General features: G+C 71.1%; 24 protein-coding genes. 17 read left to right on the top strand and 7 right to left on the bottom strand.

The window, feature by feature from the left end; all coding sequences use genetic code 11:
* Window positions 1-15: 15 nt before the first annotated feature.
* The gene (locus tag OG472_RS24160; protein ID WP_401611129.1) at window positions 16-951 is read right to left on the bottom strand and encodes a Yip1 family protein; all 936 of its coding nucleotides are present in this window, start codon (window positions 949-951) and stop codon (window positions 16-18) included.
* Window positions 952-1,215: 264 nt separating this feature from the next.
* Here OG472_RS24160 and OG472_RS24165 point away from each other — a divergent pair, with 264 nt between their 5' ends.
* A complete protein-coding gene (locus OG472_RS24165; RefSeq protein WP_401611128.1) occupies window positions 1,216-2,148 on the top strand; it encodes a hypothetical protein in 933 nt (310 codons plus the stop codon).
* A gap of 100 nt (window positions 2,149-2,248) precedes the next feature.
* On the opposite strand, the gene OG472_RS24170 is transcribed toward OG472_RS24165, so the two are convergent.
* Window positions 2,249-4,819, bottom strand: coding sequence for a (Fe-S)-binding protein (locus tag OG472_RS24170; protein WP_401611127.1), 2,571 nt, complete (start codon window positions 4,817-4,819; stop codon window positions 2,249-2,251).
* A gap of 110 nt (window positions 4,820-4,929) precedes the next feature.
* Entirely contained in the window at window positions 4,930-5,466 is a 537-nt protein-coding gene (locus tag OG472_RS24175; RefSeq protein WP_401611125.1) for a sugar transferase, read from the bottom strand.
* 245 nt (window positions 5,467-5,711) lie between these two features.
* On the opposite strand from OG472_RS24175, the gene dnaK reads away from it, so the two are divergent.
* From dnaK to OG472_RS24195, 4 genes are read left to right on the top strand one after another with little or no spacing between them, the layout of a single operon-like run.
* Window positions 5,712-7,556: a molecular chaperone DnaK gene (gene dnaK, locus OG472_RS24180; RefSeq protein WP_383567109.1), complete on the top strand. Its 1,845-nt coding sequence runs from the start codon at window positions 5,712-5,714 to the stop codon at window positions 7,554-7,556.
* Window positions 7,556-8,221, top strand: a complete 666-nt coding sequence (gene grpE, locus OG472_RS24185) for a nucleotide exchange factor GrpE (RefSeq protein WP_383567106.1) — start codon at window positions 7,556-7,558, stop codon at window positions 8,219-8,221. The genes dnaK and grpE overlap by 1 nt, the downstream gene beginning before the upstream one ends.
* A 39-nt stretch (window positions 8,222-8,260) precedes the next feature.
* On the top strand, window positions 8,261-9,442 hold the full coding sequence (dnaJ, locus tag OG472_RS24190; RefSeq protein ID WP_405831218.1) for a molecular chaperone DnaJ: 1,182 nt from the start codon (window positions 8,261-8,263) through the stop codon (window positions 9,440-9,442).
* Window positions 9,443-9,444: 2 nt separating this feature from the next.
* Window positions 9,445-9,915: a heat shock protein transcriptional repressor HspR gene (locus OG472_RS24195; RefSeq protein ID WP_319725175.1), complete on the top strand. Its 471-nt coding sequence runs from the start codon at window positions 9,445-9,447 to the stop codon at window positions 9,913-9,915.
* Window positions 9,916-9,975: 60 nt separating this feature from the next.
* On the opposite strand, the gene OG472_RS24200 is transcribed toward OG472_RS24195, so the two are convergent.
* Entirely contained in the window at window positions 9,976-11,049 is a 1,074-nt protein-coding gene (locus tag OG472_RS24200) for a helix-turn-helix transcriptional regulator (protein WP_401611121.1), read from the bottom strand.
* Window positions 11,050-11,151: 102 nt separating this feature from the next.
* On the opposite strand from OG472_RS24200, the gene OG472_RS24205 reads away from it, so the two are divergent.
* Entirely contained in the window at window positions 11,152-11,412 is a 261-nt protein-coding gene (locus OG472_RS24205; RefSeq protein ID WP_383567096.1) for a hypothetical protein, read from the top strand.
* A 29-nt stretch (window positions 11,413-11,441) separates the two neighbouring features.
* Entirely contained in the window at window positions 11,442-11,723 is a 282-nt protein-coding gene (locus tag OG472_RS24210) for a (2Fe-2S)-binding protein (protein WP_051858941.1), read from the top strand.
* Window positions 11,724-11,857: 134 nt separating this feature from the next.
* Here the strand turns inward: OG472_RS24210 and OG472_RS24215 are convergent, their stop codons facing one another.
* Entirely contained in the window at window positions 11,858-12,271 is a 414-nt protein-coding gene (locus OG472_RS24215; protein WP_401611118.1) for a pyridoxamine 5'-phosphate oxidase family protein, read from the bottom strand.
* 120 nt (window positions 12,272-12,391) lie between these two features.
* On the opposite strand from OG472_RS24215, the gene clpB reads away from it, so the two are divergent.
* Together clpB and OG472_RS24225 are read left to right on the top strand one after the other, a co-directional pair.
* Window positions 12,392-14,992: an ATP-dependent chaperone ClpB gene (gene clpB / locus OG472_RS24220; protein ID WP_401611116.1), complete on the top strand. Its 2,601-nt coding sequence runs from the start codon at window positions 12,392-12,394 to the stop codon at window positions 14,990-14,992.
* 111 nt (window positions 14,993-15,103) lie between these two features.
* Entirely contained in the window at window positions 15,104-15,649 is a 546-nt protein-coding gene (locus OG472_RS24225) for a YbjN domain-containing protein (RefSeq protein ID WP_401611114.1), read from the top strand.
* On the opposite strand, the gene OG472_RS24230 is transcribed toward OG472_RS24225, so the two are convergent.
* Both OG472_RS24230 and OG472_RS24235 read right to left on the bottom strand, forming a co-directional pair.
* Window positions 15,650-16,840 carry a hypothetical protein gene (locus OG472_RS24230; RefSeq protein ID WP_405942039.1) on the bottom strand — a complete coding sequence of 397 codons (1,191 nt, stop codon included), beginning with the start codon at window positions 16,838-16,840 and terminating at the stop codon, window positions 15,650-15,652.
* 165 nt (window positions 16,841-17,005) lie between these two features.
* Window positions 17,006-18,196: a pyridoxal phosphate-dependent aminotransferase gene (locus OG472_RS24235; protein ID WP_383567081.1), complete on the bottom strand. Its 1,191-nt coding sequence runs from the start codon at window positions 18,194-18,196 to the stop codon at window positions 17,006-17,008.
* Between the two features lie 129 nt (window positions 18,197-18,325).
* On the opposite strand from OG472_RS24235, the gene OG472_RS24240 reads away from it, so the two are divergent.
* The 8 genes from OG472_RS24240 (at window position 18,326) to OG472_RS24275 (ending at window position 25,503) form a co-directional block, all read left to right on the top strand.
* Window positions 18,326-18,532 (top strand): hypothetical protein, encoded by a 207-nt coding sequence (locus tag OG472_RS24240; protein ID WP_401611112.1) that lies wholly within the window; start codon window positions 18,326-18,328, stop codon window positions 18,530-18,532.
* Window positions 18,533-18,880: 348 nt separating this feature from the next.
* On the top strand, window positions 18,881-19,429 hold the full coding sequence (locus OG472_RS24245) for a DUF2617 family protein (protein ID WP_401611111.1): 549 nt from the start codon (window positions 18,881-18,883) through the stop codon (window positions 19,427-19,429).
* Window positions 19,430-19,554: 125 nt separating this feature from the next.
* Window positions 19,555-21,198, top strand: a complete 1,644-nt coding sequence (locus tag OG472_RS24250; protein ID WP_401611109.1) for a polyamine aminopropyltransferase — start codon at window positions 19,555-19,557, stop codon at window positions 21,196-21,198.
* Between the two features lie 32 nt (window positions 21,199-21,230).
* Complete coding sequence (locus tag OG472_RS24255; protein ID WP_405831222.1) at window positions 21,231-22,055, top strand: SRPBCC family protein; 825 nt, start codon at window positions 21,231-21,233, stop codon at window positions 22,053-22,055.
* A 33-nt stretch (window positions 22,056-22,088) separates the two neighbouring features.
* Window positions 22,089-22,877: an aldose 1-epimerase gene (locus OG472_RS24260; protein WP_405831224.1), complete on the top strand. Its 789-nt coding sequence runs from the start codon at window positions 22,089-22,091 to the stop codon at window positions 22,875-22,877.
* Between the two features lie 21 nt (window positions 22,878-22,898).
* Window positions 22,899-23,438 carry an orotate phosphoribosyltransferase gene (gene pyrE / locus OG472_RS24265; RefSeq protein ID WP_405942040.1) on the top strand — a complete coding sequence of 180 codons (540 nt, stop codon included), beginning with the start codon at window positions 22,899-22,901 and terminating at the stop codon, window positions 23,436-23,438.
* A 258-nt stretch (window positions 23,439-23,696) separates the two neighbouring features.
* Window positions 23,697-24,719 carry a class II fructose-bisphosphate aldolase gene (fbaA, locus tag OG472_RS24270; RefSeq protein WP_033214531.1) on the top strand — a complete coding sequence of 341 codons (1,023 nt, stop codon included), beginning with the start codon at window positions 23,697-23,699 and terminating at the stop codon, window positions 24,717-24,719.
* Between the two features lie 370 nt (window positions 24,720-25,089).
* Window positions 25,090-25,503: a DUF3151 domain-containing protein gene (locus tag OG472_RS24275; RefSeq protein ID WP_030012083.1), complete on the top strand. Its 414-nt coding sequence runs from the start codon at window positions 25,090-25,092 to the stop codon at window positions 25,501-25,503.
* Window positions 25,504-25,570 lie beyond the last annotated feature (67 nt).

Consider the following 25,570-nt stretch of genomic DNA (forward strand, 5'->3'; position numbering starts at 1 on the left):
GTGCGGGGGCTACGGCTAGATGGTGCCCAGCTTGATGATCGACAGGAGTGCGATCAGCTGGATCGCGGAGGCGCCCAGGGCCTTCGGCCACGGCAGGTCGTGCGACTTGCTGATCAGCGAGGTGAAGAGCGCTCCGGCCGCCACCCAGGTGGCCCAGCCGAGGACCTGCACGACCATGTTGTCGCCGCCGAGGAACACCGCGAACAGCAGGCGCGGCGCGTCCGTGATGGACATGATCAGCATGGACAGGCCCACCGTCGGCTGCCACGTGCCGTCGCCGCCCAGCTGGCGGGCCAGCGTGTGGGTGACCGCGCCGAGGATCAGGCCGCAGATGACGAAGGCCACGCCGGCCGACAGGACGATCGGGACGGCCTTCGACAGGGTCGCGTTGATCGCGTCCTCGCGGGCGTCGTCGAGGCCGAAGACCGCGAGGAGGCCGTAGAGGAAGGTCACGGTCAGCGCGGGGCCCCAGACGGAGTAGTCGCGCATCTGCAGGAAGGTCTGGCCCGGCCGCGTCACGATGCCGCGCAGGAGCTCCTTCCAAGGCAGCCGCGGCCCGGCCGGCGCGGCCGCGGCCGCGCCCGCCTGGTAGGTCGCGCCCTGGCCGTACGGGTCCTCGCCGACCGCGAAGACCTGGGTGTGACCCGGGTTGTCGTTCGTGTACCCGCCGCCACCACCGTGACCGCCGCCACCGGGGCCTCCGTGGCCGTACGGGGGCTGCTGCTGCGGGTGCGGCGGCTGCTGTCCGTACGGGTCGAAGTACTCCGGCTCGCCGTGGCCCCCGCCGCCCGGCTGCGGCCACTGCTGCTGCGGAGGTGGGCCTCCGGCAGGAGGGTAGGGCTGCTGGCCGTAGGGCGGCGGTTGCTGCCGGCCGTACGACTGCTGCTGCTGCGGGGGTTGTTGCGGAGTGCGGTTGTTGTCCCGGCCGCGTCCGATCCTGAATCCAGCCACGTGATCGAACGTACCTGGTCCCGCGGACTCCGGTGGACGGTCGCCCGGATAAGGCACCCTTTGCGGCTGACCTGTGACATCCCCTAGGGGTACCCCGAGGACCCTGCCGAGTGTCTGTTTTACGTGGCTGCGCCACAGTCTGCGGCTCTTCGTTACGTTGCCGACGGAATGCGCACATATCGGGCCCGTAGCTTCGTGTTCGTCGCCACCCCGCAGCACGAATGAGTACGTACGAACGAACGAGCACGAGGAAGAGCCCCCACCATGCGCAGCACCCGCCGAACCACCCTCCGTACCGCCGCGGTCGTCACGGGCGCGGCCGCCGTCCTGGCCCTCCCGGTCGGGTCCGCCTTCGCGGATTCGCCGGCCGTCCCGGAGCCGGAGGTACTGCCGGGCATCGAGCAGCCGTCGGTCGATCCGTCGGTGGAACCGCCCGTCAAGCCGAAGCCGGGCGTTCGGGCGTACGTCACCACCGTGAAGCTGGCGGACGGCTCCGTCGCCAAGGTCTACAAGATCGGCGACAACCACTTCGAGGCGGACATCTTCGCCGGCCCGACCAAGCTGGACACGCTGGTCAGCAAGGGCGCGGCGTCGGCGTACGGGCAGAACAACGGCCTGCACGTCGTGCTCCAGCCGAACGGCACCGTGACCTCGTGGGTCGAGGGCGCGCCGAAGCCGAAGCCGGACGTCGAGAAGGACGTGAAGCCGGAGGTCGTGAAGGAGAGCTCGGTGCGCGTCACCATGCCCGACGGGCGGATCGCGAAGCTGGTCGACGGCCCGAAGGGCAAGCGCGTCGAGATCTCCACGCCGAACGGCCGTGCCCTGGGCACGATCGACCTGAAGCGTCCCGGCACGCAGCACGACGGCTGGACGTACAAGCTCGTCCAGGACGGCAAGCGCGTGAAGTTCGTCGTCATCGACGGCAAGGGCGGCGGGAACAGCTGGGTGTACGACTTCAGCGGCCGGCTGATCGAGAAGTACACGGTCGACCCGGTGAAGAAGGACGCGCAGAAGGACGTGAAGCCGGACGTCAAGGTCGTCCCGAAGGGCGGCGTGAGGGCCGGTGCGGAGGGGGTCGCCCCGCCGGAGGACGGGGCGCCGGTACTGGTCGCCGCGGGCGGCAGCATGGCCTCGGCGGGCGCGGCCGGGCTCGGCTTCGCGCTGCTGCGCCGCCGCCGTGCGGGGGGCGAGGGCTGAGCCCCGCCGCTCCGCTTCCCCGAAACGCCGGAACGGCCGGCCCCCGGAGTGGGGGCCGGCCGTTCCGTTCCGCGTTTCGTTCCGCCGGAGCGGGCCGACGCTACTTGGCGTCCTCGGGCTTGGCCTCTGAGGATGCCTCCGCCTCGGCCTCCGCAACGGGCTCCGCCTTGGCCTCGGCCTCCGGCTCGGCCTCGGCGTCCGCCGCACCCTCCGGCTTGACCTCCGCGTCAGCCTCCGCCTTGGCCTTCGCCTCGGCCTCGGCCTTCGCTGCAGCTTCCGCCTCCGCCTTCGCAGCAGCCTCCGCCTTGGCCTTCGCCTCGGCCTCGGCCTTCGCAGCGGCTTCCGCCTCCGCCTTGGCCTTCGCCTCCGCCTCGGCCTTCGCGGCAGCAGCAGCCTCGGCCTCCGCCGCGGCAGCCGCCTCGGCTTCCGCCTCCGCAGCGGCGAGCTCCGCCTCCGTGGGGCCGGGCGTCTTGACCGACTCCAGCAGCAGCTGCGCCACGTCGACGACCTGCACGGACTCCTTCGCCTTGCCGTCGTTCTTCTTGCCGTTGACCGAGTCGGTCAGCATGACCAGGCAGAACGGGCAGGCGGTGGAGACGATGTCGGGGTTCAGGGACAGGGCCTCGTCGACACGCTCGTTGTTGATGCGCTTGCCGATCCGCTCCTCCATCCACATCCGCGCGCCACCGGCGCCACAGCAGAAGCCCCGCTCCTTGTGGCGGTGCATCTCCTGCTGGCGCAGCCCCGGCACGGCCGACATGATCTCGCGCGGCGGCGTGTAGACCTTGTTGTGCCGGCCCAGGTAGCACGGGTCGTGGTACGTGATCAGACCGTCCACCGGCGTGACCGGCGTCAGCCGGCCCTCGTCGATCAGGTGCTGCAGCAGCTGCGTGTGGTGGATGACCTCGTACTCGCCGCCCAGCTGCGGGTACTCGTTCGCGATGGTGTTGAAGCAGTGCGGGCAGGTCGAGACGATCCGCTTCGCCGACTTCGGCTTCTTCGTCGACGGGTCCTCGTCGTCCTCGCCGAAGGCCATGTTCAGCATGGCCACGTTCTCCTGGCCCAGCTGCTGGAACAGCGGCTCGTTGCCCAGGCGGCGCGGCGAGTCACCGGTGCACTTCTCGTCGCCGCCCATGATCGCGAACTTGACGCCCGCGATGTTCAGCAGCTCGGCGAAGGCCTTCGTGGTCTTCTTGGCCCGGTCCTCCAGCGCGCCGGCGCAGCCGACCCAGTAGAGGTAGTCGAACTCGGAGAGGTCCTCCGCGTCCTTGCCGATGATCGGGACCTCGAAGTCCACCTCCTTGGTCCACTCGACGCGCTGCTTCTTCGCCAGGCCCCAGGGGTTGCCCTTCTTCTCCAGGTTCTTGAGCATCGTGCCCGCCTCCGACGGGAACGCGCTCTCGATCATCACCTGGTAGCGGCGCATGTCGACGATGTGGTCGATGTGCTCGATGTCGACCGGGCACTGCTCCACGCACGCACCGCAGGTCGTGCAGGACCACAGCACGTCCGGGTCGATGACGCCGTTCTCCTCGACGGTGCCGATCAGCGGGCGCTCGGCCTCCGCGATGGCCGCGGCCGGGACGTCCTTCAGCTGCTCCGCCGTGGCCTTCTCGTTGCCCTCCATGTCCTTGCCGCCGCCTGCGAGCAGGTACGGGGCCTTGGCGTGCGCGTGGTCGCGCAGCGACATGATGAGGAGCTTCGGGGACAGCGGCTTGCCCGTGTTCCAGGCCGGGCACTGCGACTGGCAGCGACCGCACTCCGTACACGTGGAGAAGTCGAGGATGCCCTTCCAGGAGAACTGCTCGACCTGGGAGACGCCGAAGACGTCGTCCTCGCCCGGGTCCTCGAAGTCGATGACCTTGCCACCGCTGGTCATCGGCTGGAGCGCGCCGAGCGCGGTCGCGCCGTCCGCGTTCCGCTTGAACCAGATGTTCGGGAAGCCGAGGAAGCGGTGCCAGGCGACACCCATGTTGGTGTTGAGCGAGACGACGATCATCCAGATCAGCGAGGTGCCGATCTTGATCATCGCGGTGAAGTAGATGGCGTTCTGCAGCGCGCTCGCCGAAAGCCCGTCGAAGGCCAGGACCAGCGGGTACGAGATGAAGTACGCCGGCTCGTACGAGTCCACGTGGTGGATCGCGCCCTCGAGGCCGCGCAGGCACAGGATCGCGAGGCCGATGGTCAGGATGATGTACTCGACGAAGTACGCCTGCCAGGCCTTCGAGCCGGTGAAGCGCGACTTGCGGCCGGCCCGCGAGGGCAGGCTGAGCAGTCGGATCGCGATCAGGACGAGGATGCCGAGCACCGTCATCAGGCCGATGAACTCGATGTAGAGCTCGAACGGCAGGAAGCCGCCGATGATCGGCAGCGTCCAGTCGGCCTGGAACAGCTGGCCGTACGCCTGCGCGAGGGTGGGCGGCAGCGTCAGGAAGCCGATCGCGACGAACCAGTGCGCGAAGCCGACGATGCCCCAGCGGTTCATCCGGCTGTGGCCGAGGAACTCCCGCACGAGGGTGAGGGTTCGGGCCTTCGGGTCGTCCGTGCGGCTGCCGGCCGGCACGGCCTGGCCGAGCTTCACGAAACGGTAGATCTGCGCCACGGCTCGGGCGAGCAGCGCGACGCCGACCACGGTCAGGACCAGCGACACGATGATCGCGGCGAGTTGCATGGGAGGGCTCCTCGGGCGGCACTTACTAAGCGGTAACTTATGAAGTCAAGGCTTGAGGTTACCCATTCCCGACGCCGCAATGTAGCCGAGCGTGCGGTGATCTGTGTCGCTCAGGCGAGCCTTTGCCGGTAGGCCGCCCGCGGGGTCTGAGCCAGGATCGCCAGGTCCATCCCGAGCCAGTGGTTCTCCACATAATGCCGGTCGAGCAGGGCCATCTCTTCCCAGGGTAGGTCGGAGCGCGCGCTCACCTGCCACAATCCGGTCATTCCGGGCCGTACGAGGAGCCGGTCGGGGCGGTCCGTACGGGCTTCCGGGCGCGGCCCGACCAGCGACATCTCACCGCGGAGCACGTTGAGCAGCTGGGGGAGCCCGTCGAGGGCGCAGCGGTCCAGGGCCGCGCCCAGCCGGCCCGTGCCGGCGGTGCGGAGCCGCCACGTGCGGAACGGCCTCCCGGCCAGGCCGGCGGCGGGCTCCCGTACGAAGGGGCGGCCGCCCTGGGTCGCGTACAGCAGTGCGGTGACGGCGGCGAGCGGCAGGCCGAGCGCCGCGAGCAGGATCACCGCCCCGAGCAGGTCCACCACCCGCTTGGCCGGTGGCCGGGCCGGCCGGAGCCCTGGCAGGGCGGGGAGGGGCAGGAGCAGGGGCATGCCAGCACGCTGCCGCATGCCTACGGCGGTCTTGCGGTGGCGCGCGGCCGTGGTGACCCGTTCGGCCCCGGCTCACCGTCAGGGCTCCGCCCCGAACCCCGCTCCTCAAACGCCGGAGGGGCTGGATGTGGTTGCGCGTAAGTGTGACCTAAAGGTTGAGTCGACTCGACTCAGCTCTGTTGACGCAAGCGCGGCGATACGGCATGGTTGAGTCTGTTCCACTCAAGTCAGCTGGAGGAATTGAAATGGCACGTGCGGTCGGCATCGACCTGGGCACCACTAACTCCGTCGTCAGCGTTCTGGAAGGCGGCGAGCCCACCGTCATCACCAACGCCGAGGGCGCCAGGACCACGCCGTCCGTCGTCGCCTTCGCCAAGAACGGTGAGGTCCTCGTCGGCGAGGTGGCCAAGCGCCAGGCGGTCACGAACGTGGACCGGACCATCCGCTCCGTCAAGCGCCACATGGGCACTGACTGGAAGATCAACCTGGATGGCAAGGACTTCAACCCGCAGCAGATGAGCGCCTTCATCCTGCAGAAGCTGAAGCGCGACGCCGAGGCGTACCTGGGCGAGAAGGTCACGGACGCGGTCATCACCGTCCCGGCCTACTTCAACGACTCCGAGCGTCAGGCGACGAAGGAGGCCGGTGAGATCGCGGGCCTGAACGTCCTGCGCATCGTCAACGAGCCGACCGCCGCCGCCCTGGCCTACGGTCTCGACAAGGACGACCAGACCATTCTCGTCTTCGACCTCGGTGGCGGCACCTTCGACGTGTCGCTCCTGGAGATCGGCGACGGCGTCGTCGAGGTCAAGGCCACCAACGGTGACAACCACCTCGGTGGCGACGACTGGGACCAGCGCGTCGTCGACTACCTCGTGAAGCAGTTCGCCAACGGCCACGGCGTCGACCTGTCCAAGGACAAGATGGCGCTCCAGCGTCTGCGCGAGGCCGCCGAGAAGGCGAAGATCGAGCTGTCCTCCTCCACGGAGACCACGATCAACCTGCCCTACATCACGGCTTCCGCCGAGGGCCCGCTGCACCTGGACGAGAAGCTCACGCGCGCCCAGTTCCAGCAGCTGACCGCGGACCTGCTCGACCGCTGCAAGACCCCGTTCCACAACGTCATCAAGGACGCCGGCATCGCGCTGTCCGAGATCGACCACGTGGTCCTGGTCGGCGGCTCCACCCGCATGCCGGCCGTCGCCGAGCTCGTCAAGGAGCTCACCGGCGGTCAGGACGCCAACAAGGGCGTCAACCCGGACGAGGTCGTCGCCATCGGCGCCACCCTCCAGGCCGGTGTGCTCAAGGGTGAGGTCAAGGACGTCCTGCTCCTCGACGTGACCCCGCTGTCCCTCGGTATCGAGACCAAGGGCGGCATCATGACCAAGCTCATCGAGCGCAACACCACGATCCCGACCAAGCGGTCCGAGATCTTCACGACGGCCGAGGACAACCAGCCGTCCGTGCAGATCCAGGTCTACCAGGGCGAGCGCGAGATCGCGGCGTACAACAAGAAGCTCGGCATGTTCGAGCTGACCGGCCTGCCCCCGGCCCCGCGCGGCGTCCCGCAGATCGAGGTCTCCTTCGACATCGACGCGAACGGCATCATGCACGTGACCGCGAAGGACCTCGGCACGGGCAAGGAGCAGAAGATGACCGTCACCGGCGGCTCTTCGCTCGGCAAGGACGAGGTCGACCGCATGCGCCAGGAGGCGGAGCAGTACGCGGACGAGGACCTCCGCCGCAAGGAGGCGGCCGAGTCCCGCAACCAGGGCGAGCAGCTCGTCTACCAGACGGAGAAGTTCGTCAAGGACAACGAGGACAAGGTCCCGGCCGACGTCAAGACCGAGGTCGAGGCCGCCGTCTCCGAGCTGAAGGAGACCCTCAAGGGCGACGACACGGCCGAGATCCGCACCGCGACCGAGAAGCTCGCCGCGGTCAGCCAGAAGCTCGGCCAGGCCATCTACGCCGACGCCCAGGCCGCTCAGGGCGCCGCGGGCGCCGAGGGTGCCCAGCAGGCCAAGGCCGACGACGACGTCGTCGACGCCGAGATCGTCGACGACGAGAAGCCGAAGGGTGGCGCTGCCTGATGTCGGAGGAGACCCCGGGCTTTGACGAGAAGCCCGAAGTCCCCGTCGACGGCACGCCCGACGAGCCGAAGGCCGCCGACTCCGCCAAGGAGGAGGCGGCGGCCCCGGCCGGGGACGCAGCACAGGATGTAGCGCTGCTGGCGCAGCTGGACCAGGCCCGTACGGCGCTCTCCGAGCGCACCGCGGACCTCCAGCGGCTGCAGGCGGAGTACCAGAACTACCGCCGCCGGGTGGAGCGGGACCGGATCACCGTCAAGGAGATCGCGGTCGCGTCCCTCCTGACGGAGCTCCTCCCGACCCTGGACGACATCGGCCGGGCGCGGGAGCATGGCGAGCTGGTCGGCGGCTTCAAGTCGGTGGCCGAATCGCTGGAGACGGTGGCCGCCAAGATGGGGCTGCAGCAGTTCGGCAAGGAGGGCGAGCCCTTCGACCCGACGATCCACGAGGCCCTGATGCACTCGTACGCGCCGGATGTCACCGAAGACACCTGCGTGGCGATCCTGCAGCCGGGGTACCGGATCGGCGAGCGTACGATCCGTCCCGCACGGGTCGCGGTGGCCGAGCCCCAGCCGGGCGCGACCCCCAAGTCCTCCGGTTCCGACGCAGCGGTCGCGGAGGGCGAAGCGCCGGAGGGCTTGGACGCGGATGCCCCCGACGAGGGCTGATGCACCACATGTAGCGGTACGAGAGGAGGGACACCGGGGATGAGCACGAAGGACTTCGTCGAGAAGGACTACTACAAGGTCCTCGGTGTCCCGAAGGACGCCACCGAGGCCGAGGTCAAGAAGGCGTACCGGAAGCTCGCGCGCGAGTTCCACCCGGACGCCAACAAGGGCGACGCCTCCGCCGAAGAGCGCTTCAAGGAGATCTCCGAGGCGAACGACATCCTCGGGGACCCGAAGAAGCGCAAGGAGTACGACGAGGCGCGCGCCCTGTTCGGCAACGGTGGCTTCCGCCCCGGGCCGGGCGGCGGCGGCTCGTTCAACTTCGACCTGGGCGACCTCTTCGGCGGCACCCAGCAGGGCGGCGGCCAGGCCGGCGGCTTCGGCGGCGGCCTGGGCGACGTCTTCGGCGGCCTCTTCAACCGCGGCGCCGGCCCGGGTGCGGGCACCCGTACCCAGCCGCGCCGCGGCCAGGACATCGAGTCGGAGGTCACCCTCTCCTTCACGGAGGCGGTGGACGGGGCCACGGTCCCGCTCCGGATGTCCTCCCAGGCACCCTGCAAGGCCTGTTCGGGCACCGGCGACAAGAACGGCACGCCCCGCGTGTGCCCGACCTGCGTCGGCACCGGCCAGGTCTCGCGGGGCAGCGGCGGCGGCTTCTCGCTGACCGACCCCTGCGCGGACTGCAAGGGCCGCGGCCTGATCGCGGAGACCCCCTGCGACGTCTGCAAGGGCAGCGGCCGGGCCCGTTCCTCGCGCACCATGCAGGTCCGGATCCCGGCGGGCGTCTCCAACGGCCAGCGGATCCGGCTGCGCGGCAAGGGCGCGCCGGGCGAGCGCGGCGGTCCCGCCGGTGACCTCTACGTGCTCGTGCACGTCGACTCGCACCCGGTGTTCGGCCGTAAGGACGACAATCTGACGGTGACCGTGCCGGTGACGTTCGCGGAGGCGGCGCTGGGTGCCGACGTCAAGGTCCCGACCTTGAACGGCCCCTCGGTGACGCTGAAGCTGCCGCCGGGCACCCCCAACGGACGGACCATGCGGGCCCGCGGCAAGGGGGCGGTCCGCAAGGACGGCACCCGCGGCGACCTGCTGGTGACGGTGGAGGTCACGGTCCCGACCGAGCTGTCGGACAAGGCCCGTGAGGCACTGGAGATGTACCGCGAGGCGACGGAGTCCGAGGACCCGCGCTCCGCGCTGTTCGAGTCCGCGAAGGGAGCATGAGCATGGACGGCCGCCGACGACAGTCCTCCCGCTTGGGCGGGGGCTACCAACTCACCGACGAGACCCCGGTCTACGTGATCTCGGTGGCCGCCCAGCTCTCGGGTCTGCATCCGCAGACCCTGCGCCAGTACGACCGTCTCGGCCTGGTCTCCCCGGACCGTACGGCCGGCCGCGGCCGGCGCTACTCGGCCCGCGACATCGAACTGCTCCGCACGGTGCAGGCGCTGTCCCAGGACGAGGGCATCAACCTGGCGGGCATCAAGCGGATCATCGAACTGGAGAACCAGGTCGCCGCGCTCCAGCAGCGCGTGGCCGAGCTCTCCGCGGCGGTGGACGGCGCGGCCGCCACGCTGCAGGCCCGCGAGGCCCAGGTGCACGCCTCGTACCGGCGCGACCTGGTCAAGTACCAGCCCCCGCAGCCGGGCAGTGCCCTGGTCGTCTGGCGGCCCAGCCCCAAGCGGCCGATGGACTGACCACGGTCCCACTTGCTCATGTTCAGGCTCCGCCCCTCCAGGGCGGGGCCTGACGGCTTTCTAGAGGCCTTCCCGGTCCTCGTGGGGGTCCTGGTCCAGGTCCTCGTCGCAGTCCCCGTCCGGGGCGGAGGGACGGCCCAGGATGCCCGACTGGGCGATGAGGTAGCCGAGCTGGGCGCGGCTGCCGCTGCCGAGGGTCGTGGCGAGCTTGGCGATGTGGGCCCGGCAGGTGCGGACGTTCATGCCGAGGCGGCGGGCGATGGCCTCGTCGACGTGGCCCTCGATGAGGAGCTGCGCGATGGTCCGCTGCACGCCGGAGATCCCGCCGGGGGTCCTGCGGTAGGTCACTTCCTCCTGGAGGGGCACGGCGCGGTGCCACAGCTGCTCGAACACCTTGATGAGGTAGTCGACGAGGCCGGGGTGGCGCAGTTCCAGTGCGACCCGGCGGTCGTCGCTCACCGGTATGAAGGCGACCGTGCGGTCGAAGATGATGAGGCGCTCTATCAGCTCTTCGAGGGTGCGGATCTCCACCTTCCCGGTGGAGATGCGGTCCACGTAGGCGAGCGTGCCCTGGCTGTGCCGCGCGGTGTGCTGGTAGAGGGTCCGTATGCTGACCCCGCGGTCGATCAGCGGCTGGTCGCGCTCCAGTGCCTGGGTGAGGGCCTCGGAGGGCCGGGCCCCGCCCGGCTGTACCGTCAGCACCTCGGTGTGGCATTCGGCCGTCGCGAGGTTGAGGGCGGCGTTGATCCGCTCGAAGCCCTCCAGCACGGTGATGGCGTGGGTGTTGGCCGGGCTCTGCGCGCTGATGGCCAGGAAAGGCTCGAAAGTGTCGGTGAGATCTACAGCGCTGCGCCGGCGGTCTTGGATCTCGCGTTCAATCGGATGGAGCCGTTGAGCCAAAGCGACGGACGGGGGAACCGGGCGCAGTTGGTTCGCGTCATCCGGGTCGGGCTGCAGAAGAGCGAATTCAAGCAGGCAGGGGGCGTTCTGGATCTCGCCCCGGGCTATCCGGCCGGTGCTCAGTGCAGTCGCGTAGAGCCGCGTTCCCTCGGTGCACATGGACGTGACGGGGTGGGGATGTGTCGCCATTGTCTCGTTTCGCGTCAAATCTCCACCCCCCAGGGTCCTGAACATGCAAGAACATGATGCATCGTCCCTGTGGCATTGACGTGCCTGAATGAGCCATCGTCTGACACGCGGGGGAGAGGATTCCATCAAGTGAGGACGAAGCCGACCATGTTCAAGAGAATGCTTCGCTCGGTGCTTGCCATAGGTTTCTCCGCCGTTGCGGTTTTTGGGGCAGTCAGCGCCGTCGAAAGTGACGCGGGGAGCGCTAGGGGCGGTCAGGGCACCAGCCTGACGAGCACGGAGTTCGACACCGGCTGGACCACGGCTCCCGTGGGTAAGTACGCCGACACCGGCTGGACCAGCGGCCGGCTTGGCGGAGAGGGTGGCGATACCGGCTGGACCGAGGTTCCTGTGACGGTGTCCGCGTGACCCCCGACGATCGCGGTTTCCGCCGCGAGATGGCATCCGCCTACCGCTCGGGGTGGCAGTTCATCGATCTCGCCACGGCCATCCCCCACGCTGGCGATTCGTTGATGGTCACCCTGTTCGGCCAACCGATCGTCGTCGTGCGCGAGGAGGACGAGGACGTACGTGCCTACCGGTGCCTGCGCCGCCCGCGCGGCGCGCCGCAGCCCGTCCGCTGCGAGGTGCGCTACGGAATGGTCTTCGTCAATCTCGATCAGCGCGACCACCAGCTCTTCGAACCCGATATCACCACCGCCACCCCCCGCAGTGCCTGAAGCGATTCCCCCGTCGTTGCAGATCGCTCAGGCGCTACCCCCACACAACGGCGCCATCGTGGACCTGACCACGATGGCGCCGTTGTGATGCCCGCGTCCAGTGCCTGAACCGGACAAGATGAAGAATCAACGGCTCACGCGCGACCCATCGCCCGGTCCAGGGTGATCTCGATGACCACGCGGTCGGGATTGGGCGACGGCGTCCGGCCGTACCGCTGCGCGTAGCGCGCCACGGCGTCGGCGACCGACGCCTCGTCGGTACGGATCACCGCGCGCCCTTCGAGGGTGGCCCAGCGGCGCCCTTCCATCTGGCAGACCGCGACCCGGGCCCCGCCCGCCGGCGCCGCCTGCGCCGCGAGGACGTTGCGCACCTTCTTGCTGTGCTTGTTGCTGATCACCCGTGCCAGCCCGGCCTCCGGGTCGTACGTCACGCCCACCGGCACCACGTGGGGCGTGCCGTCGGGGCGCGGGGTGGTCAGCGTGCAGACGTGCCGCTCCCGCCAGAAGGCGAGGTACTCGGGCGTCGGGTTGAGTACGTCATGGGACATGGGCCGAAGGGTACGGGCCGATGGTGTCCTCACTTGCCTTGAGTGGAATAGACTCAACTTTGCATAGGTTGACTCTGTCAGATTCGTCGGATTTACCCCTCGGGGAGAGGAGAAGACGCAGTGGACGCCGAGCTGACCAACAAGAGCCGGGACGCGCTGAACGCGGCGACCAGCAGGGCCGTCAAGGACGGCCACGCCGACCTGACCCCCGCGCACCTGCTGCTGGCCCTCCTCGCCGGCGAGGACAACGAGAACGTCACCGACCTGCTCGCCGCCGCCGATGCCGACCAGGCCGAGGTGCGGGCCGGTGCGGAGCGGCTGCTGGCCGCCCTGCCCAGCGTCACCGGCTCCACGGTCGCGCCCCCGCAGCCCACCCGCGATCTGCTCGCCGTACTCGCCGAGGCCGACGCCCAGGCGGGCCGGCTCGGCGACGAGTACCTCTCCACCGAACACCTGCTCATCGCCATCGCCGCCAAGGGCGGCGCGGCGGGTGAGGTCCTTTCCGACCAGGGCGCGAGCGCGAAGAAGCTGCTGGCCGCCTTCGAGAACGCACGAGGAGGACGGCGGGTGACCACCCCCGACCCCGAGGGTCAGTACAAGGCCCTGGAGAAGTTCGGCACCGACTTCACGGCGGCCGCGCGCGAGGGCAAGCTCGACCCGGTCATCGGCCGCGACCACGAGATCCGCCGCGTCGTGCAGGTGCTCTCGCGCCGCACGAAGAACAACCCGGTGCTCATCGGCGAGCCCGGCGTCGGCAAGACGGCCGTCGTCGAGGGCCTGGCCCAGCGCATCGTCAAGGGCGACGTCCCCGAGTCCCTGAAGAACAAGCGCCTGGTCGCCCTGGACCTCGGCGCGATGGTCGCCGGCGCCAAGTACCGCGGCGAGTTCGAGGAGCGCCTGAAGACCGTGCTCGCCGAGATCAAGTCCAGCGACGGGCAGATCATCACCTTCATCGACGAGCTGCACACGGTCGTCGGCGCGGGCGCCGGCGGCGACTCCGCCATGGACGCGGGCAACATGCTCAAGCCCATGCTGGCCCGCGGCGAACTGCGCATGGTCGGCGCGACCACCCTCGACGAGTACCGCGAGCGGATCGAGAAGGACCCGGCGCTGGAGCGGCGCTTCCAGCAGGTGCTGGTCGCCGAGCCGTCCGTCGAGGACACCATCGCCATCCTGCGCGGGCTCAAGGGCCGCTACGAGGCCCACCACAAGGTCGTCATCAACGACAGCGCGCTCGTGGCCGCCGCGACCCTCTCCGACCGGTACATCACCTCCCGCTTCCTCCCCGACAAGGCCATCGACCTCGTCGACGAGGCCGCGTCCCGGCTGCGCATGGAGATCGACTCCTCCCCGCTGGAGATCGACGAGCTCCAGCGCTCCGTGGACCGGCTGCGCATGGAGGAGCTGGCACTGAAGAACGAGTCCGACCCGGCCTCGATGGAGCGCCTGGAGAAGATCCGCAAGGACCTCGCCGACAAGGAGGAGGACCTGCGGGGCCTGACCGCCCGCTGGGAGAAGGAGAAGCAGTCCCTCAACCGGGTCGGCGAGCTCAAGGAGCGCCTGGACGACCTGCGCGGCCAGGCCGAGCGCGCCCAGCGCGACGGGGACTTCGACACCGCCTCCAAGCTGCTCTACGGCGAGATCCCGGCCCTGGAGCGCGAGCTGGCGGAGGCCACCGAGGAGGAGGCCGAGGCCTCCAAGTCCGGCACGTCCAAGAACACGATGGTCAAGGACGAGGTCGGCCCGGACGACATCGCCGACGTGGTGGGCGCCTGGACGGGCATCCCGGCGGGCCGCCTGCTGGAGGGCGAGACCCAGAAGCTGCTCCGCATGGAGGACGAGCTGGGCCGCCGCCTGATCGGCCAGGGCGAGGCCGTACGGGCCGTCTCGGACGCCGTGCGCCGCACCCGCGCCGGCATCGCCGACCCCGACCGCCCGACCGGCTCCTTCCTCTTCCTCGGCCCGACGGGCGTGGGCAAGACGGAGCTGGCCAAGGCCCTCGCCGACTTCCTCTTCGACGACGAGCGGGCCATGATCCGCATCGACATGTCGGAGTACGGCGAGAAGCACAGCGTGGCCCGCCTCGTCGGCGCCCCGCCCGGCTACGTCGGCTACGAGGAGGGCGGCCAGCTCACGGAGGCCGTGCGCCGCCGCCCGTACAGCGTGGTGCTCCTGGACGAGGTGGAGAAGGCCCACCCCGAGGTCTTCGACATCCTGCTCCAGGTCCTGGACGACGGCCGCCTCACGGACGGCCAGGGCCGGACCGTGGACTTCCGCAACACCATCCTGATCCTGACCTCGAACCTCGGCAGCCAGTTCCTCATGGACCCGGCCACCCCCGCGGAACAGAAGAAGCAGCAGGTCCTGGACGTGGTCCGGAGCTCCTTCAAGCCGGAGTTCCTGAACCGCCTGGACGACCTGGTGGTCTTCTCCGCCCTGAGCGGCGACGAGCTCGCGCACATCGCCGAGCTCCAGATCGGCCGCCTGGCCAAGCGCCTGGCCGACCGGCGCCTCACCCTGGACGTCACGCCCGAGGCCCTGGCCTGGCTGGCGGTCAAGGGCAACGACCCGGCGTACGGCGCCCGGCCGCTGCGCCGCCTGATCCAGACGGCGATCGGCGACCGGCTGGCCAAGGAGATCCTCTCGGGCGAGGTCCGCGACGGCGACACCGTACGGGTCGACGTGGCGGGCGAGGACCTGCTGGTGGGCAAGGCGCTCTGACCCGGCCGGGCGGACCCCGTGTCCGCCCGCAGCGGATCGGCGCTGCAAAGCTGGACACGGGGTAGGCGGCATGGGGGAGGATGCATGTATCCGCACGAAGGGAAAAACACGGTGAGCATCGACCCGGCCTCGATTCCGAACTTCGGAGGGCAGCAGCCCGATCCGCAGGCCACAGGACCGGCGGGCCCCGTCGTCCCCGACCAGGATCTGGTCAAGCAGCTGCTGGAGCAGATGGAGCTCAAGTACGTCGTCGACGACGAGGGTGACCTCGCGGCGCCGTGGGAGGAGTTCCGCACGTACTTCATGTTCCGCGGCGAGGACGAGCAGCAGGTTTTCTCGGTGCGGACCTTCTACGACCGTCCGCACAAGATCGACGAGAAGCCGCAGCTTCTCGAGTCGATCGACGACTGGAACCGCCGCACCCTGTGGCCGAAGGTCTACAGCCACACGCACGACGACGGCTCGGTCCGCCTGATCGGTGAGGCGCAGATGCTGATCGGCACCGGCGTCAACCTGGAGCACTTCGTGTCCTCCACGGTCAGCTGGGTCCGTGCGTCCATCGAGTTCGACAAGTGGCTCGTCGAGCAGCTCGGCCTGGAGAAGGAGATCGACTCCACCGACGGCGAGAGCGACGGCGACGGCGACGCCACGAACTGACTAGAGCGGCACCCGGGCCACCAGCAGCAGGTACAGCCCGTAGCCGTAACCGAGCCCGGCCACCACCGCGGTCACCACGACCGCGGTGCGCGGCCGGGCTCGCGCCATGACGGCGGCCAGCGGCAGGAGCAGCGGGAAGGCCGGCAGCAGGAAGCGCGGCTTGGACTCGAAGAAGCCGGCCCCGCCGAAGGCCATCACCAGCAGGACCGCCGTGTACGCGAGCAGCGCGAGCGGGGTGCGGTCCAGGAACAGCAGCACCGCCAGCAGCCCGGCCGCGGCCAGCAGGACCACCGTCACGGTGGTCGCGAAGGACACGTGCCCGCCGGTCAGCACCCGCTCCGCCGAGCGCAGCGTCCCGGCGCCGAAGTCGAAGCGGGAGCCCCAGCTGCGCTGCACGGCGAAGTAGCCGCCGAAGGGGTCGCGCACCTTCACCCCGACGGCCAGGACGTACGCCGCCCAGCCCGCCGGCGCCACCAGCCCGGCCACCCACACCTCGGGCGCCCGGGATCTTCGTACGAGGATGGCGTGGAGGGCCATGGCCGACACGGCGGCGGCGACGGCGAGCCCGGTGGGCCGGGTCAGCCCGGCGAGCACGGCGAGGCCCGCGGCCCAAAGCCAGCGCTCGCGCAGCAGGGCGTGGAGCGCCCAGGCGGCGAAGGCGGCCAGGAGCGCCTCGGTGTAGGCGAGGGTGAGGACCACCGAGTGCGGCAGGGCCGCCCACAGCCCCACGAGCAGCAGCCCGGCGCGCGGCCCGATCACCCGCTCCCCGACCCGGTGGATCCCGACGGCGGCGACGGCGGCGGCGGTCCACGCGACGAGGAGCGCGGCGGGGACGGGCCCGCCGGGCAGGATGCCGGAGACGGCCCGGATCAGCGCGGGGTAGAGCGGGAAGAAGGCCTGGTCGCTCTGTACGGGCCCGGTTCCGGTGACGGCGTCGGGCCACATCAGGGTGCGCCCGTAGCCGTGGGTCGCTATCCGGAGGTACCAGTCCGCGTCCCAGGACCGGCCGAACACCCTCAGCGGATCCCGCCCGGCCCACCAGGAGCCGAGGGCGAGCACCAGCACCCCGGCCCCGCGCACGGCGGCGAACACGCCGAGCGCTATCACCGTCGTCGGCGCGGCCGACAGTACGGCCCGGACCGCGCGTATCTCCCGGGGCGACGCGGACACGGTCGCTCTGCCCGTTGCCATGAATCCCGACTTCCGTCTCTCGGTGGGGTCCGCTCACCGGGGAGGGTGAGGGCTTCGGGCGCTCGTGCGAGCGACAGCTTCACACCGGCCTCGGCCACCCCGCAAGCAGGCCTGGTGGCCGACCCCGGACGCGGGTCGCGGCCGGGGTCGGGGCCCGCGTGGCGGTCAGAGGCGGCGCAGCCGGGAGGCGGCCTCCCGCAGGACGTCCTCGCGCTTGCAGAAGGCCCAGCGGACCTGGGTGGCGCCGGCGGACTTGTCGTCGTAGAAGACCTGGTTCGGGATGGCGACCACGCCGCAGCGCTCGGGGAGGGCGCGGCAGAAGGCGAGGCCGTCCTTCTCTCCGAGGGGGGTGATGTCGGTGGTGATGAAGTACGTGCCCTGCGGGCGGAAGACCTCGAAGCCGGCCGCCGCGAGGCCGTCGGCGAGGATGTCGCGCTTGGCGGCCAGGTCGGCGCGGAAGGCGTCGTAGTAGGTGTCGGGCAGGGCGAGGGCCTCGGCGATCGCGTACTGGAAGGGGCCCGAGGAGACGTAGGTGAGGAACTGCTTCGCCGAGCGGACCGCCGTGACCAGCTCCGGGGGCGCGGTGACCCAGCCGACCTTCCAGCCCGTGAAGGAGAAGGTCTTCCCGGCCGAGGAGATGGTGACCGTGCGCTCGCGCATGCCCGGGAGGCCCGCCAGGGGGATGTGGGCGCCCTCGAAGACCAGGTGCTCGTACACCTCGTCCGTGACGACCAGCAGGTCCCGCTCGACCGCCAGCTCGGCGATCGCGGCGAGCTCCGCCGCGGTGAGGACGGTGCCCGTCGGATTGTGCGGGGTGTTCAGCAGCAGGAGGCGGGTGCGCGGGGTGACGGCTGCGCGCAGTTCGTCCAGGTCGAGGGCGAAGGCGCCGGCGTGCGGGCGCAGGGTGACCGGGACGCGTACCGCGCCCGCCATCGCGATGCAGGCCGCGTACGAGTCGTAGTACGGCTCCAGGGCGATGACCTCGTCACCCGGCTCCAGCAGGGCGAGGAGGGAGGCCGCGATGGCCTCCGTGGCGCCCGCCGTGACCAGGACCTCGGTGTCGGGGTCGTAGGACAGGCCGTAGAAGCGCTGCTGGTGCGCGGCGATCGCCGTGCGCAGCTCCGGGACGCCGGGGCCCGGCGGGTACTGGTTGCCGCGGCCCGTGAGGACCGCGCGGGAGGCCGCTTCGGCGATCTCCGCCGGGCCGTCGGTGTCGGGGAAGCCCTGGCCGAGGTTGATCGAACCGGTGCGGGCGGCCAGCGCCGACATCTCCGCGAAGATCGTCGTGCCGAAGGCCGCCAGACGGCGGTTCAGGAAGGGGCGGTCGCTGCTCACGGGTGCGCTCATGGGCGTCATCCTGGGGTCAACCTCTGGACTTCCTCAAGTGTGCTTTGGGCCGTGCGGCCCGGGGGCATCCCCCCTTCACGCGGGACGCGGGGATCCCGCTCCCCGGGAAGACCGGGGCATGAGAGAAGGGCGGACCACATGTTCGTCGGCATCGTGATTGCAGTGGTGGTCATCGCTTTCGTCGTGACGATCTCAGCCCGTTCGTCCAAGGCCGGGCACACCCGCGGCCGCGGCAAGAGCAGCGGCTCGTGGGTCGACGGGGGCGGCGCGGGCGGGGGCTGCGGTTCCTCCTCGTCCTGCGGCTCGTCGTCCTCCTGCGGCGGCGGGGGGTGCGGTTCCAGCTGACACGGGGCAGCGGGGACCGCGTGGCAGGGGGGGGGCGCCTGGCGGTCGGATCCGGGTCGGGCGTCCCCGTCATTCGCCCCTGCGTGACGGCTCGTTCGTCGATGCATGACGACGCGCGGGACGCAACTCGTTGAACACGTGAACTGTGGAGCCCCCGGGGGGATGTAAACCCCGTCAAGTTGGGTAAAAACGCTGTGAGTGCCGTGCCTTTCATGATTCCCTCGGTTGAGTAGACCAGTCCTCGGACCTCCCTGGACTTCCTGTGGACCCGTGCCGGTGTCCCCCCACCCGTTGACTACCGCTGGCGGGCCCCGGCCCATCTCCCTCGCGCGTTTGCGGAGCCGACTCATGCTCACGACCCTCCAGACCTCTTACACCGACACGCGTGCCGCCGATCTCGCCTGGGCCCTGGGTCGGGACCGGCTGCCCGCCCTGGCCGTACTGAACCTCGAACTGTCGGGCGCCAAGGTGGAGTTGCGCCTGCTCGGGGCCTCCCATCAGGTTCTTCTGGAGGAGGCCGAGGTGCTCTGCTCGGAGACGGTCGCCTGCATGCCCGGCAGCAGCACGCCGCTGCCGCTCGGCGTGGCCAAGCGGGTGGGTGACTGGGAGTACGAGTTCGCCGCGCGGGTCGAGACCCTGTCCCGCGGATCGTTCGCAGGGCGGGCGCAGGAGCTGCTCGCACTGGTGGCTGACCACCCGAACGGGCTAGCGGGGACCTTTCCGGGAAGTCCGCACGCCTTCACCGCCCTGCTCGCGCAACGCTACGAGGGCCAGGTGCGCTGGCGGACCTGGCACGCGTACCCGCAGGAGGGGCAGCTGGTGGCCACCCGGACCCGGGTGGGCGTACGGGCGGGGGCCCCGGCCGCCTCGGCGCCGGAATCGCCGGCGCTGCTGTAGCGGGCGGCCGGCGCCTCCGGGGCGCGGACGGCCCGTCTCCGTTACGCCAACTGGCTGGATCGATACGCCACTTGCACCCATGTGGGTGACCGGATGTAGGTGGGCGGTGACGTACGGTTCGCTTCATGATCGACCGTTCCGTCCCGCGCCGGGTGCTCCCGGCTCCGGAGCCGCGGGGCGCCGAGACCGTCCCGGCCGCCCTGCCCGTAGGGCCCCGGACCGGCCGACTCCTCGTCCTGGCCACCGTGTTCGTCTGCGCCGCCTGCGGGCTCGTGTACGAACTGGAGCTGCTCGCCCTGGGCACCTACCTCATCGGCGACTCCGTCACCCAGGCGTCGGTCGTGCTGTCCGTCATGGTCTTCGCCATGGGCGTCGGCTCCCTGCTCGCCAAGCGCCTGCGCCACCGGCCCGCCTTCGGCTTCGGCGCCATCGAGGCCGGGCTCGCCCTCCTCGGCGGGCTCTCGGCCATAGCGCTGTACGCGAGCTTCGCCTGGCTGGGGGAGTCCCGTCCCGCCCTCGTCGCCTTCTCCTTCGTCATCGGGGTGCTCATCGGCGCGGAGATCCCGCTGCTGATGGTCCTCATCCAGCGCATCCGCAGACAGGACGCGGGCGGGGCCGTCGCCGACCTGTTCGCCGCCGACTACGTGGGCGCCCTCGTCGGCGGCCTCGCCTTCCCCTTCCTGCTCCTCCCGATGCTCGGCCAGCTCACCGGCGCCATGCTCACCGGCACCGTCAACGCGGCCGTCGGCGGCGGGCTGGTCCTGTGGCTGTTCCGCCGCGACCTGAGCCGCCGCTGCCGCTGGCTGCTGATCGCCGCGAACGTGACCGTGCTGGCCGTGCTGGCCTCGGCGACCGTCCTCGCCGACGACTTCGAGCGGGTCGCCCGGCGCGCCGTCTACGGCGCGGAGGTGCGGGTCGCCGTCCAGACCGGCGTGCAGGAACTGGTGCTCACCGGCCCCCCGACCGGCTCCCCGCGCTCCCTCGACCTGTACCTCGACGGGCGGCTGCGGGTCAGCGGCTACGACGAGTACCGCTACCACGAGGCCCTGGTCCACCCCGCGATGACCGGCCCGCACGCCAGCGTCCTGGTTCTCGGCGGGGGCGACGGGCTCGCCGCCCGCGAGGTGCTCCGCTACCGGGACGTCGCCTCCGTCACCGTCGTCGAGCTCGACCCCGGCGTGGTCGGGCTCGCCCGCACCGATCCGATGCTCTCCGCACTCAACGCCCGGGCGTACGAGGACCCGCGCACGGCCGTCGTCACGCAGGACGCCTTCCGCTGGCTGCGGGAGCCGGCCGCCGCCGGCCGGTTCGACGTCATCGTCTCCGACCTCCCCGACCCGGGCATCACCCCCAGCACGAAGCTGTACTCGCAGGAGTTCTACGGGCTGGCGGCGCGGGCCCTGCGCCCCGGGGGCCGGATCGCCGTGCACGCCGGGCCGCTGGCCACGCGCCCGCGGACGTACTGGACCGTCGACTCCACCCTCCGCGCGGCCGGCCTGCTGACCTCCCCCTACAGCGCGGGCGGCCGCCTCTCGGGCTTCGCCGCCGGACCCGACCGCACCCCCCTCGGCGTCGCCGGCGCACCGCCGCAGGACTGGGGCTTCGTGCTGGCCGCCCGCGACGGCGTCCCCCCGCTGCGCGTGGACCGCGACACGCCCGCCCTGCGCTCGCTGTCGACCCGCTCGCTGCAGGACGCCGCGCGCGATGCGGAGCGCACCCGGGTGCCCGGTCTCCCGCCGTCGACCCTGCCGCACCCGCGGTATTCGTGACCCGGTGCGCTGTCGTCGGTAGGCTCGACCGCATGGAGCATCAGGTGTTCGTCCCGGTACCGGCAGACGATCTCCGCGCCGTGCTGCGCGACCCCGCCCGGGTGGCCCGGTGCGTCCCGGGCCTCCAGCAGGACGCCGACACCGAGTCCGGGCCGGTCTCCGGCCGGCTGAAGGTCCGCGTCGGCGGGAGCACCGTGACCTACCGGGGAGCCCTGGCCGTCATCGAGCGGGACCCCGGACACTTCACCTTCGAGGGTGAGGGCACGGAGGTCCGCGGCAGCGGGACCGTGAAGTTCTCGGTGGACCTGCGGCTGTCCCCGGCCGAGGACGGGACCCGGCTGGACTTCACCGCCGGGGCCACCGCCGACGGGCGCGCCGCCGCCTTCACCCCCGAGGCCGCGGCCGCCGCCGTACAGCGGCTGCTGGACCGGGCCGCCGACCAGCTGACCGCCGGGTCCGCTCTCGGCGACCCCGTGGCCGAGGCCGAGGAGGCGGAGGAGACCGGCGACAGCGACGACACCGGCCCCGGGTTCGTCGGGGACGGCGTCACCGAGGTCACCGCCTCCCTCTTCGACACCGAGGTGCCGCCCCCCTCGCTGGACCCGTTCCTGGCCGGCGGGTTCGAGGAGCTCGACGGGGCCCCGCGGCCCCCGGCCGAGGCCGCCCACGCCCGCCGCACCATGATCGGCCGCAGCGCGGAGGAGGTGGACCACGCGCCTCCGCGCGGCCGGTACGCCCCGGTCCCCGCGCCCGCCACCACCACCGCCGGCGACAGCCTGCGCTGGATCGCCCCGGCCGCCGCCCTCGCGCTGGCCTCGGCGGTCGTCATCGGCCGGGCCCTGCGCCGCCGCCGCTGACCTGCGGCCGCGGCCCGCATTAGGGTCGACCGCATGAGTACGCAACTGAGCGCCGGCGGCGCCGAGGTGACGGTCGACCAGGAGAACGGCTGCCGCATCAGCAGCCTGCGCATCGACGGGACGGAGCTGCTGCGCCAGGGCCCGCGGTACGGGGCGTTCCCGATGGTCCCGTGGTGCGGACGGACCGAGAACGGCCGGTTCCGCGACGGCGGCACCGTCCACCAGATGCCGGTCAACCACCCGCCGCACGCGCTCCACGGCTTCGGCCGCGACGCCCCCTGGCGCCCCGCCGGGGCCACCGCCACCGAGGCGGCGTTCACCTACGACCTGGCGGAGCCGTGGCCGTACCCGGGCCGGGTGACCCAGGTGGTCGCGCTCGCCGAGGACGCGCTGACCCTCACCATGGGCGTCGAGACGTACGGGGACTCCTTCCCGGCCCAGGCCGGCTGGCACCCCTGGTTCCGGCGCGACCTCGGGACCGGCGGCGGGGCGGCGGAGCTCTCCTTCGAGCCCGCCTGGCAGGAGGAGCGCGGCGCCGACCACCTCCCGACCGGCCACCGCATCGACCCGAAGCCCGGCCCCTGGGACGACTGCTTCGGCATGCCGCACGGGGTCGACGTCACCCTCACCTGGCCCGGCGCCCTGGAGCTGCGGATCACCAGCCGGGCCGAATGGGTGGTCGTCTACGACGAGGAGTCCGAGGCCGTCTGCGTCGAGCCGCAGTCCGGTCCGCCGAACGGGCTGAACACCCTGCCGCGCCTAGTCACCCCCGTGGACCCGCTGGAGGTCTCCACGACGTGGACGTGGCGGCGGCTGCGCTAGGGCGCAATTAAGCTCAGAGCCATGAGTGACGTACGCGATGCGCTTCTGCAGCAGATCAAGGACAAGGCCGTCGTGCACGGCAAGGTGATCCTCTCCTCCGGCCGGGAGGCCGACTACTACATCGACCTCCGCCGGGTCACCCTCGACGGCGAGGCGGCCCCGCTGGTCGGTCAGGTCATGCTCGACCTGACCGCCGAGCTCGAATTCGACTGCGTCGGCGGTCTGACCCTGGGCGCCGACCCGGTCGCGACCTCGATGCTGCACGCCTCCGCCGCGCGCGGCCAGCGCCTCGACGCCTTCGTCGTCCGCAAGGCGCAGAAGGCCCACGGCATGCAGCGCCGCATCGAGGGCACCGACGTGAAGGGCAAGCGCTGCCTGGTCGTCGAGGACACCTCGACCACCGGCGGTTCCCCGCTGACCGCCGTCGAGGCGGTCCGCGAGGCCGGCGGCGAGGTCGTCGCCGTCGCCACGATCGTCGACCGCGGTGCGGCCGACGCCATCGCCGGGGCGGGCCTCCCCTACCTCACGGGCTACGAGCTCGAGGACCTGGGCCTGTCCTAGGTCCCCTCTGCCGGCCCGGTCCGGCCACCGCGAGAACTGGTGCCGAAGGTCCTCGGCCGCCCCGCTGAGCGGCCTGACCTGGCAAAACCCGGCGGCCCGGGATGTTTCACGTGAAACATCCCGGGCCGTTCGCCCACCACGTGAGACCGGCAGGCTGGACCCTCGCGCTGAGTCTGGAAAGATAGGCGCGACGATGACGTCGCCCCCAGGTCAGGGCCCGCAATAAGCACACTCCCCGCACATCCAAGGAGCCGGCAGATGCCCATCGCAACCCCCGAGGTCTACAACGAGATGCTCGACCGGGCGAAGGCAGGCAAGTTCGCCTACCCGGCCATCAACGTGACCTCCTCCCAGACCCTGCACGCTGCACTGCGTGGCTTCGCGGAGGCCGAGAGCGACGGCATCATCCAGATCTCCACCGGTGGTGCGGAGTTCCTGGGTGGCCAGCACAACAAGGACATGGTCACCGGCGCGGTCGCCCTGGCCGAGTTCGCGCACATCGTGGCCGCCAAGTACGACATCACGGTCGCCCTGCACACGGACCACTGCCCGAAGGACAAGCTGGACGGCTACGTACGTCCGCTGCTCGACATCTCCGCCGAGCGCGTGGCCCGCGGCCTGAACCCGCTCTTCCAGTCGCACATGTGGGACGGCTCCGCCGAGACCCTGGCCGACAACCTGGCCATCGGCCAGGAGCTGCTCGCCAAGGCCGTCGCCGCCAAGATCATCCTTGAGGTCGAGATCACCCCGACCGGCGGCGAGGAGGACGGCGTCAGCCACGAGATCAACGACGAGCTCTACACCACCGTCGACGACGCGATCCGCACCGCCGAGGCCCTCGGCCTGGGCGAGAAGGGCCGCTACCTGCTGGCCGCCTCCTTCGGCAACGTCCACGGCGTCTACAAGCCGGGCAACGTGGTCCTGCGCCCCGAGCTCCTCAAGGACCTCCAGGCCGGTGTCGCCGAGAAGTTCGGCAAGGCATCGCCCTTCGACTTCGTCTTCCACGGCGGCTCGGGCTCCACGGCCGAGGAGATCGCCACCGCGCTGGAGAACGGCGTCGTGAAGATGAACCTCGACACCGACACCCAGTACGCCTTCACCCGCCCGGTCGTGGACCACATGTTCAGCAACTACGCCGGTGTGCTGAAGGTCGACGGCGAGGTCGGCACGAAGTCCAAGTACGACCCCCGCACCTGGGGCAAGGCCGCCGAGGCGGGCATGGCCGCGCGCGTCGCCGAGGCGTGCGCGAACCTGCGCTCCACCGGTACCAAGCTGAAGTAGTCGGCCCCGGCGAGCCGCACCGCAGGGCCCGGCCCCGTCCCACGACGGAGGCCGGGCCCTGCGGCGTTCCCCGGCACGACACCGCGCCGGGCCGCAGCGCGAGGGTGGCTGCACGGTCCGAACGAGGCCTTCCGGTGCGACTGTTCCGCAACGCGGCCGGCCCTGACATCGTGTCCGCCCGCGCCCCGCGAGCCGGTCGGGGCGACCGCCCCCGCGAACTGACCCGGCCCCTCCCCACGTCAAGGGCCCGTACCCGGCAATGCGAATGACGCGGCAGCGGCGTGGGGCCGCGGACCAGCGCATACGGCGGGGCGGCGACAGCGAGGGGACAGCGGGTTTCGCGGACCACCGCACCCGGCAGACTGGGGGCATGTCCATTCACCAGAACCTGCTCGGGGGCCCCGCCCCCACCCACCTTCCCGACGAGCCGGGCCGTGAGGCCATCGCGGCCGGCACCCCCGCCGTCGAGGTGGCCGCCGCGCACCCGACGTCCTCCCTCGCCTGGGCGATCCTCGCCGACGAGGCCTTCGCCGCCGGCAGCACCGTCGAGTCTTACGCCTACGCCCGTACGGGCTACCACCGCGGCCTCGACGCCCTGCGCCGCGCCGGCTGGAAGGGCCACGGCCCGGTCCCGTGGGAGCACGAGCCGAACCGCGGTTTCCTGCGCGCCCTGCACGCCCTGGCCCGCGCGGCCGAGGCGATCGGCGAGAAGGAGGAGTACGAGCGCTGCTCGACCTTCCTGCGCGACTCGTCCCCGACGGCGGCGGACACGCTGAGCGCCTGAGTCCGTACGGCGGGGAGCGACACGCACCGAATTGTGTGGTCTGTGTCACTCCCCGCTGGAGCGCCGG

Source organism: Streptomyces sp. NBC_00207 (assembly GCF_045160965.1).
GTDB lineage: Bacteria > Actinomycetota > Actinomycetes > Streptomycetales > Streptomycetaceae > Streptomyces.

Bases quoted from the DNA above. Each gene is read 5' to 3' on its own strand.
- OG472_RS24195 (WP_319725175.1), top strand. From the start codon at position 9,445: ATGGACGGCCGCCGACGACAGTCCTCCCGCTTGGGCGGGGGCTACCAA.
- OG472_RS24245 (WP_401611111.1), top strand. From the start codon at position 18,881: ATGCTCACGACCCTCCAGACCTCTTACACCGACACGCGTGCCGCCGAT.
- OG472_RS24210 (WP_051858941.1), top strand. From the start codon at position 11,442: ATGGCATCCGCCTACCGCTCGGGGTGGCAGTTCATCGATCTCGCCACG.
- OG472_RS24260 (WP_405831224.1), top strand. From the start codon at position 22,089: ATGAGTACGCAACTGAGCGCCGGCGGCGCCGAGGTGACGGTCGACCAG.
- dnaJ (WP_405831218.1), top strand. From the start codon at position 8,261: ATGAGCACGAAGGACTTCGTCGAGAAGGACTACTACAAGGTCCTCGGT.
- pyrE (WP_405942040.1), top strand. From the start codon at position 22,899: ATGAGTGACGTACGCGATGCGCTTCTGCAGCAGATCAAGGACAAGGCC.
- OG472_RS24200 (WP_401611121.1), bottom strand. From the start codon at position 11,049: ATGTTCAGGACCCTGGGGGGTGGAGATTTGACGCGAAACGAGACAATG.
- OG472_RS24235 (WP_383567081.1), bottom strand. From the start codon at position 18,196: ATGACGCCCATGAGCGCACCCGTGAGCAGCGACCGCCCCTTCCTGAAC.
- OG472_RS24240 (WP_401611112.1), top strand. From the start codon at position 18,326: ATGTTCGTCGGCATCGTGATTGCAGTGGTGGTCATCGCTTTCGTCGTG.
- OG472_RS24255 (WP_405831222.1), top strand. From the start codon at position 21,231: ATGGAGCATCAGGTGTTCGTCCCGGTACCGGCAGACGATCTCCGCGCC.
- OG472_RS24175 (WP_401611125.1), bottom strand. From the start codon at position 5,466: ATGCCCCTGCTCCTGCCCCTCCCCGCCCTGCCAGGGCTCCGGCCGGCC.
- OG472_RS24165 (WP_401611128.1), top strand. From the start codon at position 1,216: ATGCGCAGCACCCGCCGAACCACCCTCCGTACCGCCGCGGTCGTCACG.
- dnaK (WP_383567109.1), top strand. From the start codon at position 5,712: ATGGCACGTGCGGTCGGCATCGACCTGGGCACCACTAACTCCGTCGTC.
- OG472_RS24230 (WP_405942039.1), bottom strand. From the start codon at position 16,840: ATGGCAACGGGCAGAGCGACCGTGTCCGCGTCGCCCCGGGAGATACGC.
- OG472_RS24205 (WP_383567096.1), top strand. From the start codon at position 11,152: ATGTTCAAGAGAATGCTTCGCTCGGTGCTTGCCATAGGTTTCTCCGCC.
- grpE (WP_383567106.1), top strand. From the start codon at position 7,556: ATGTCGGAGGAGACCCCGGGCTTTGACGAGAAGCCCGAAGTCCCCGTC.
- OG472_RS24215 (WP_401611118.1), bottom strand. From the start codon at position 12,271: ATGTCCCATGACGTACTCAACCCGACGCCCGAGTACCTCGCCTTCTGG.
- fbaA (WP_033214531.1), top strand. From the start codon at position 23,697: ATGCCCATCGCAACCCCCGAGGTCTACAACGAGATGCTCGACCGGGCG.
- OG472_RS24275 (WP_030012083.1), top strand. From the start codon at position 25,090: ATGTCCATTCACCAGAACCTGCTCGGGGGCCCCGCCCCCACCCACCTT.
- OG472_RS24170 (WP_401611127.1), bottom strand. From the start codon at position 4,819: ATGCAACTCGCCGCGATCATCGTGTCGCTGGTCCTGACCGTGGTCGGC.
- OG472_RS24250 (WP_401611109.1), top strand. From the start codon at position 19,555: ATGATCGACCGTTCCGTCCCGCGCCGGGTGCTCCCGGCTCCGGAGCCG.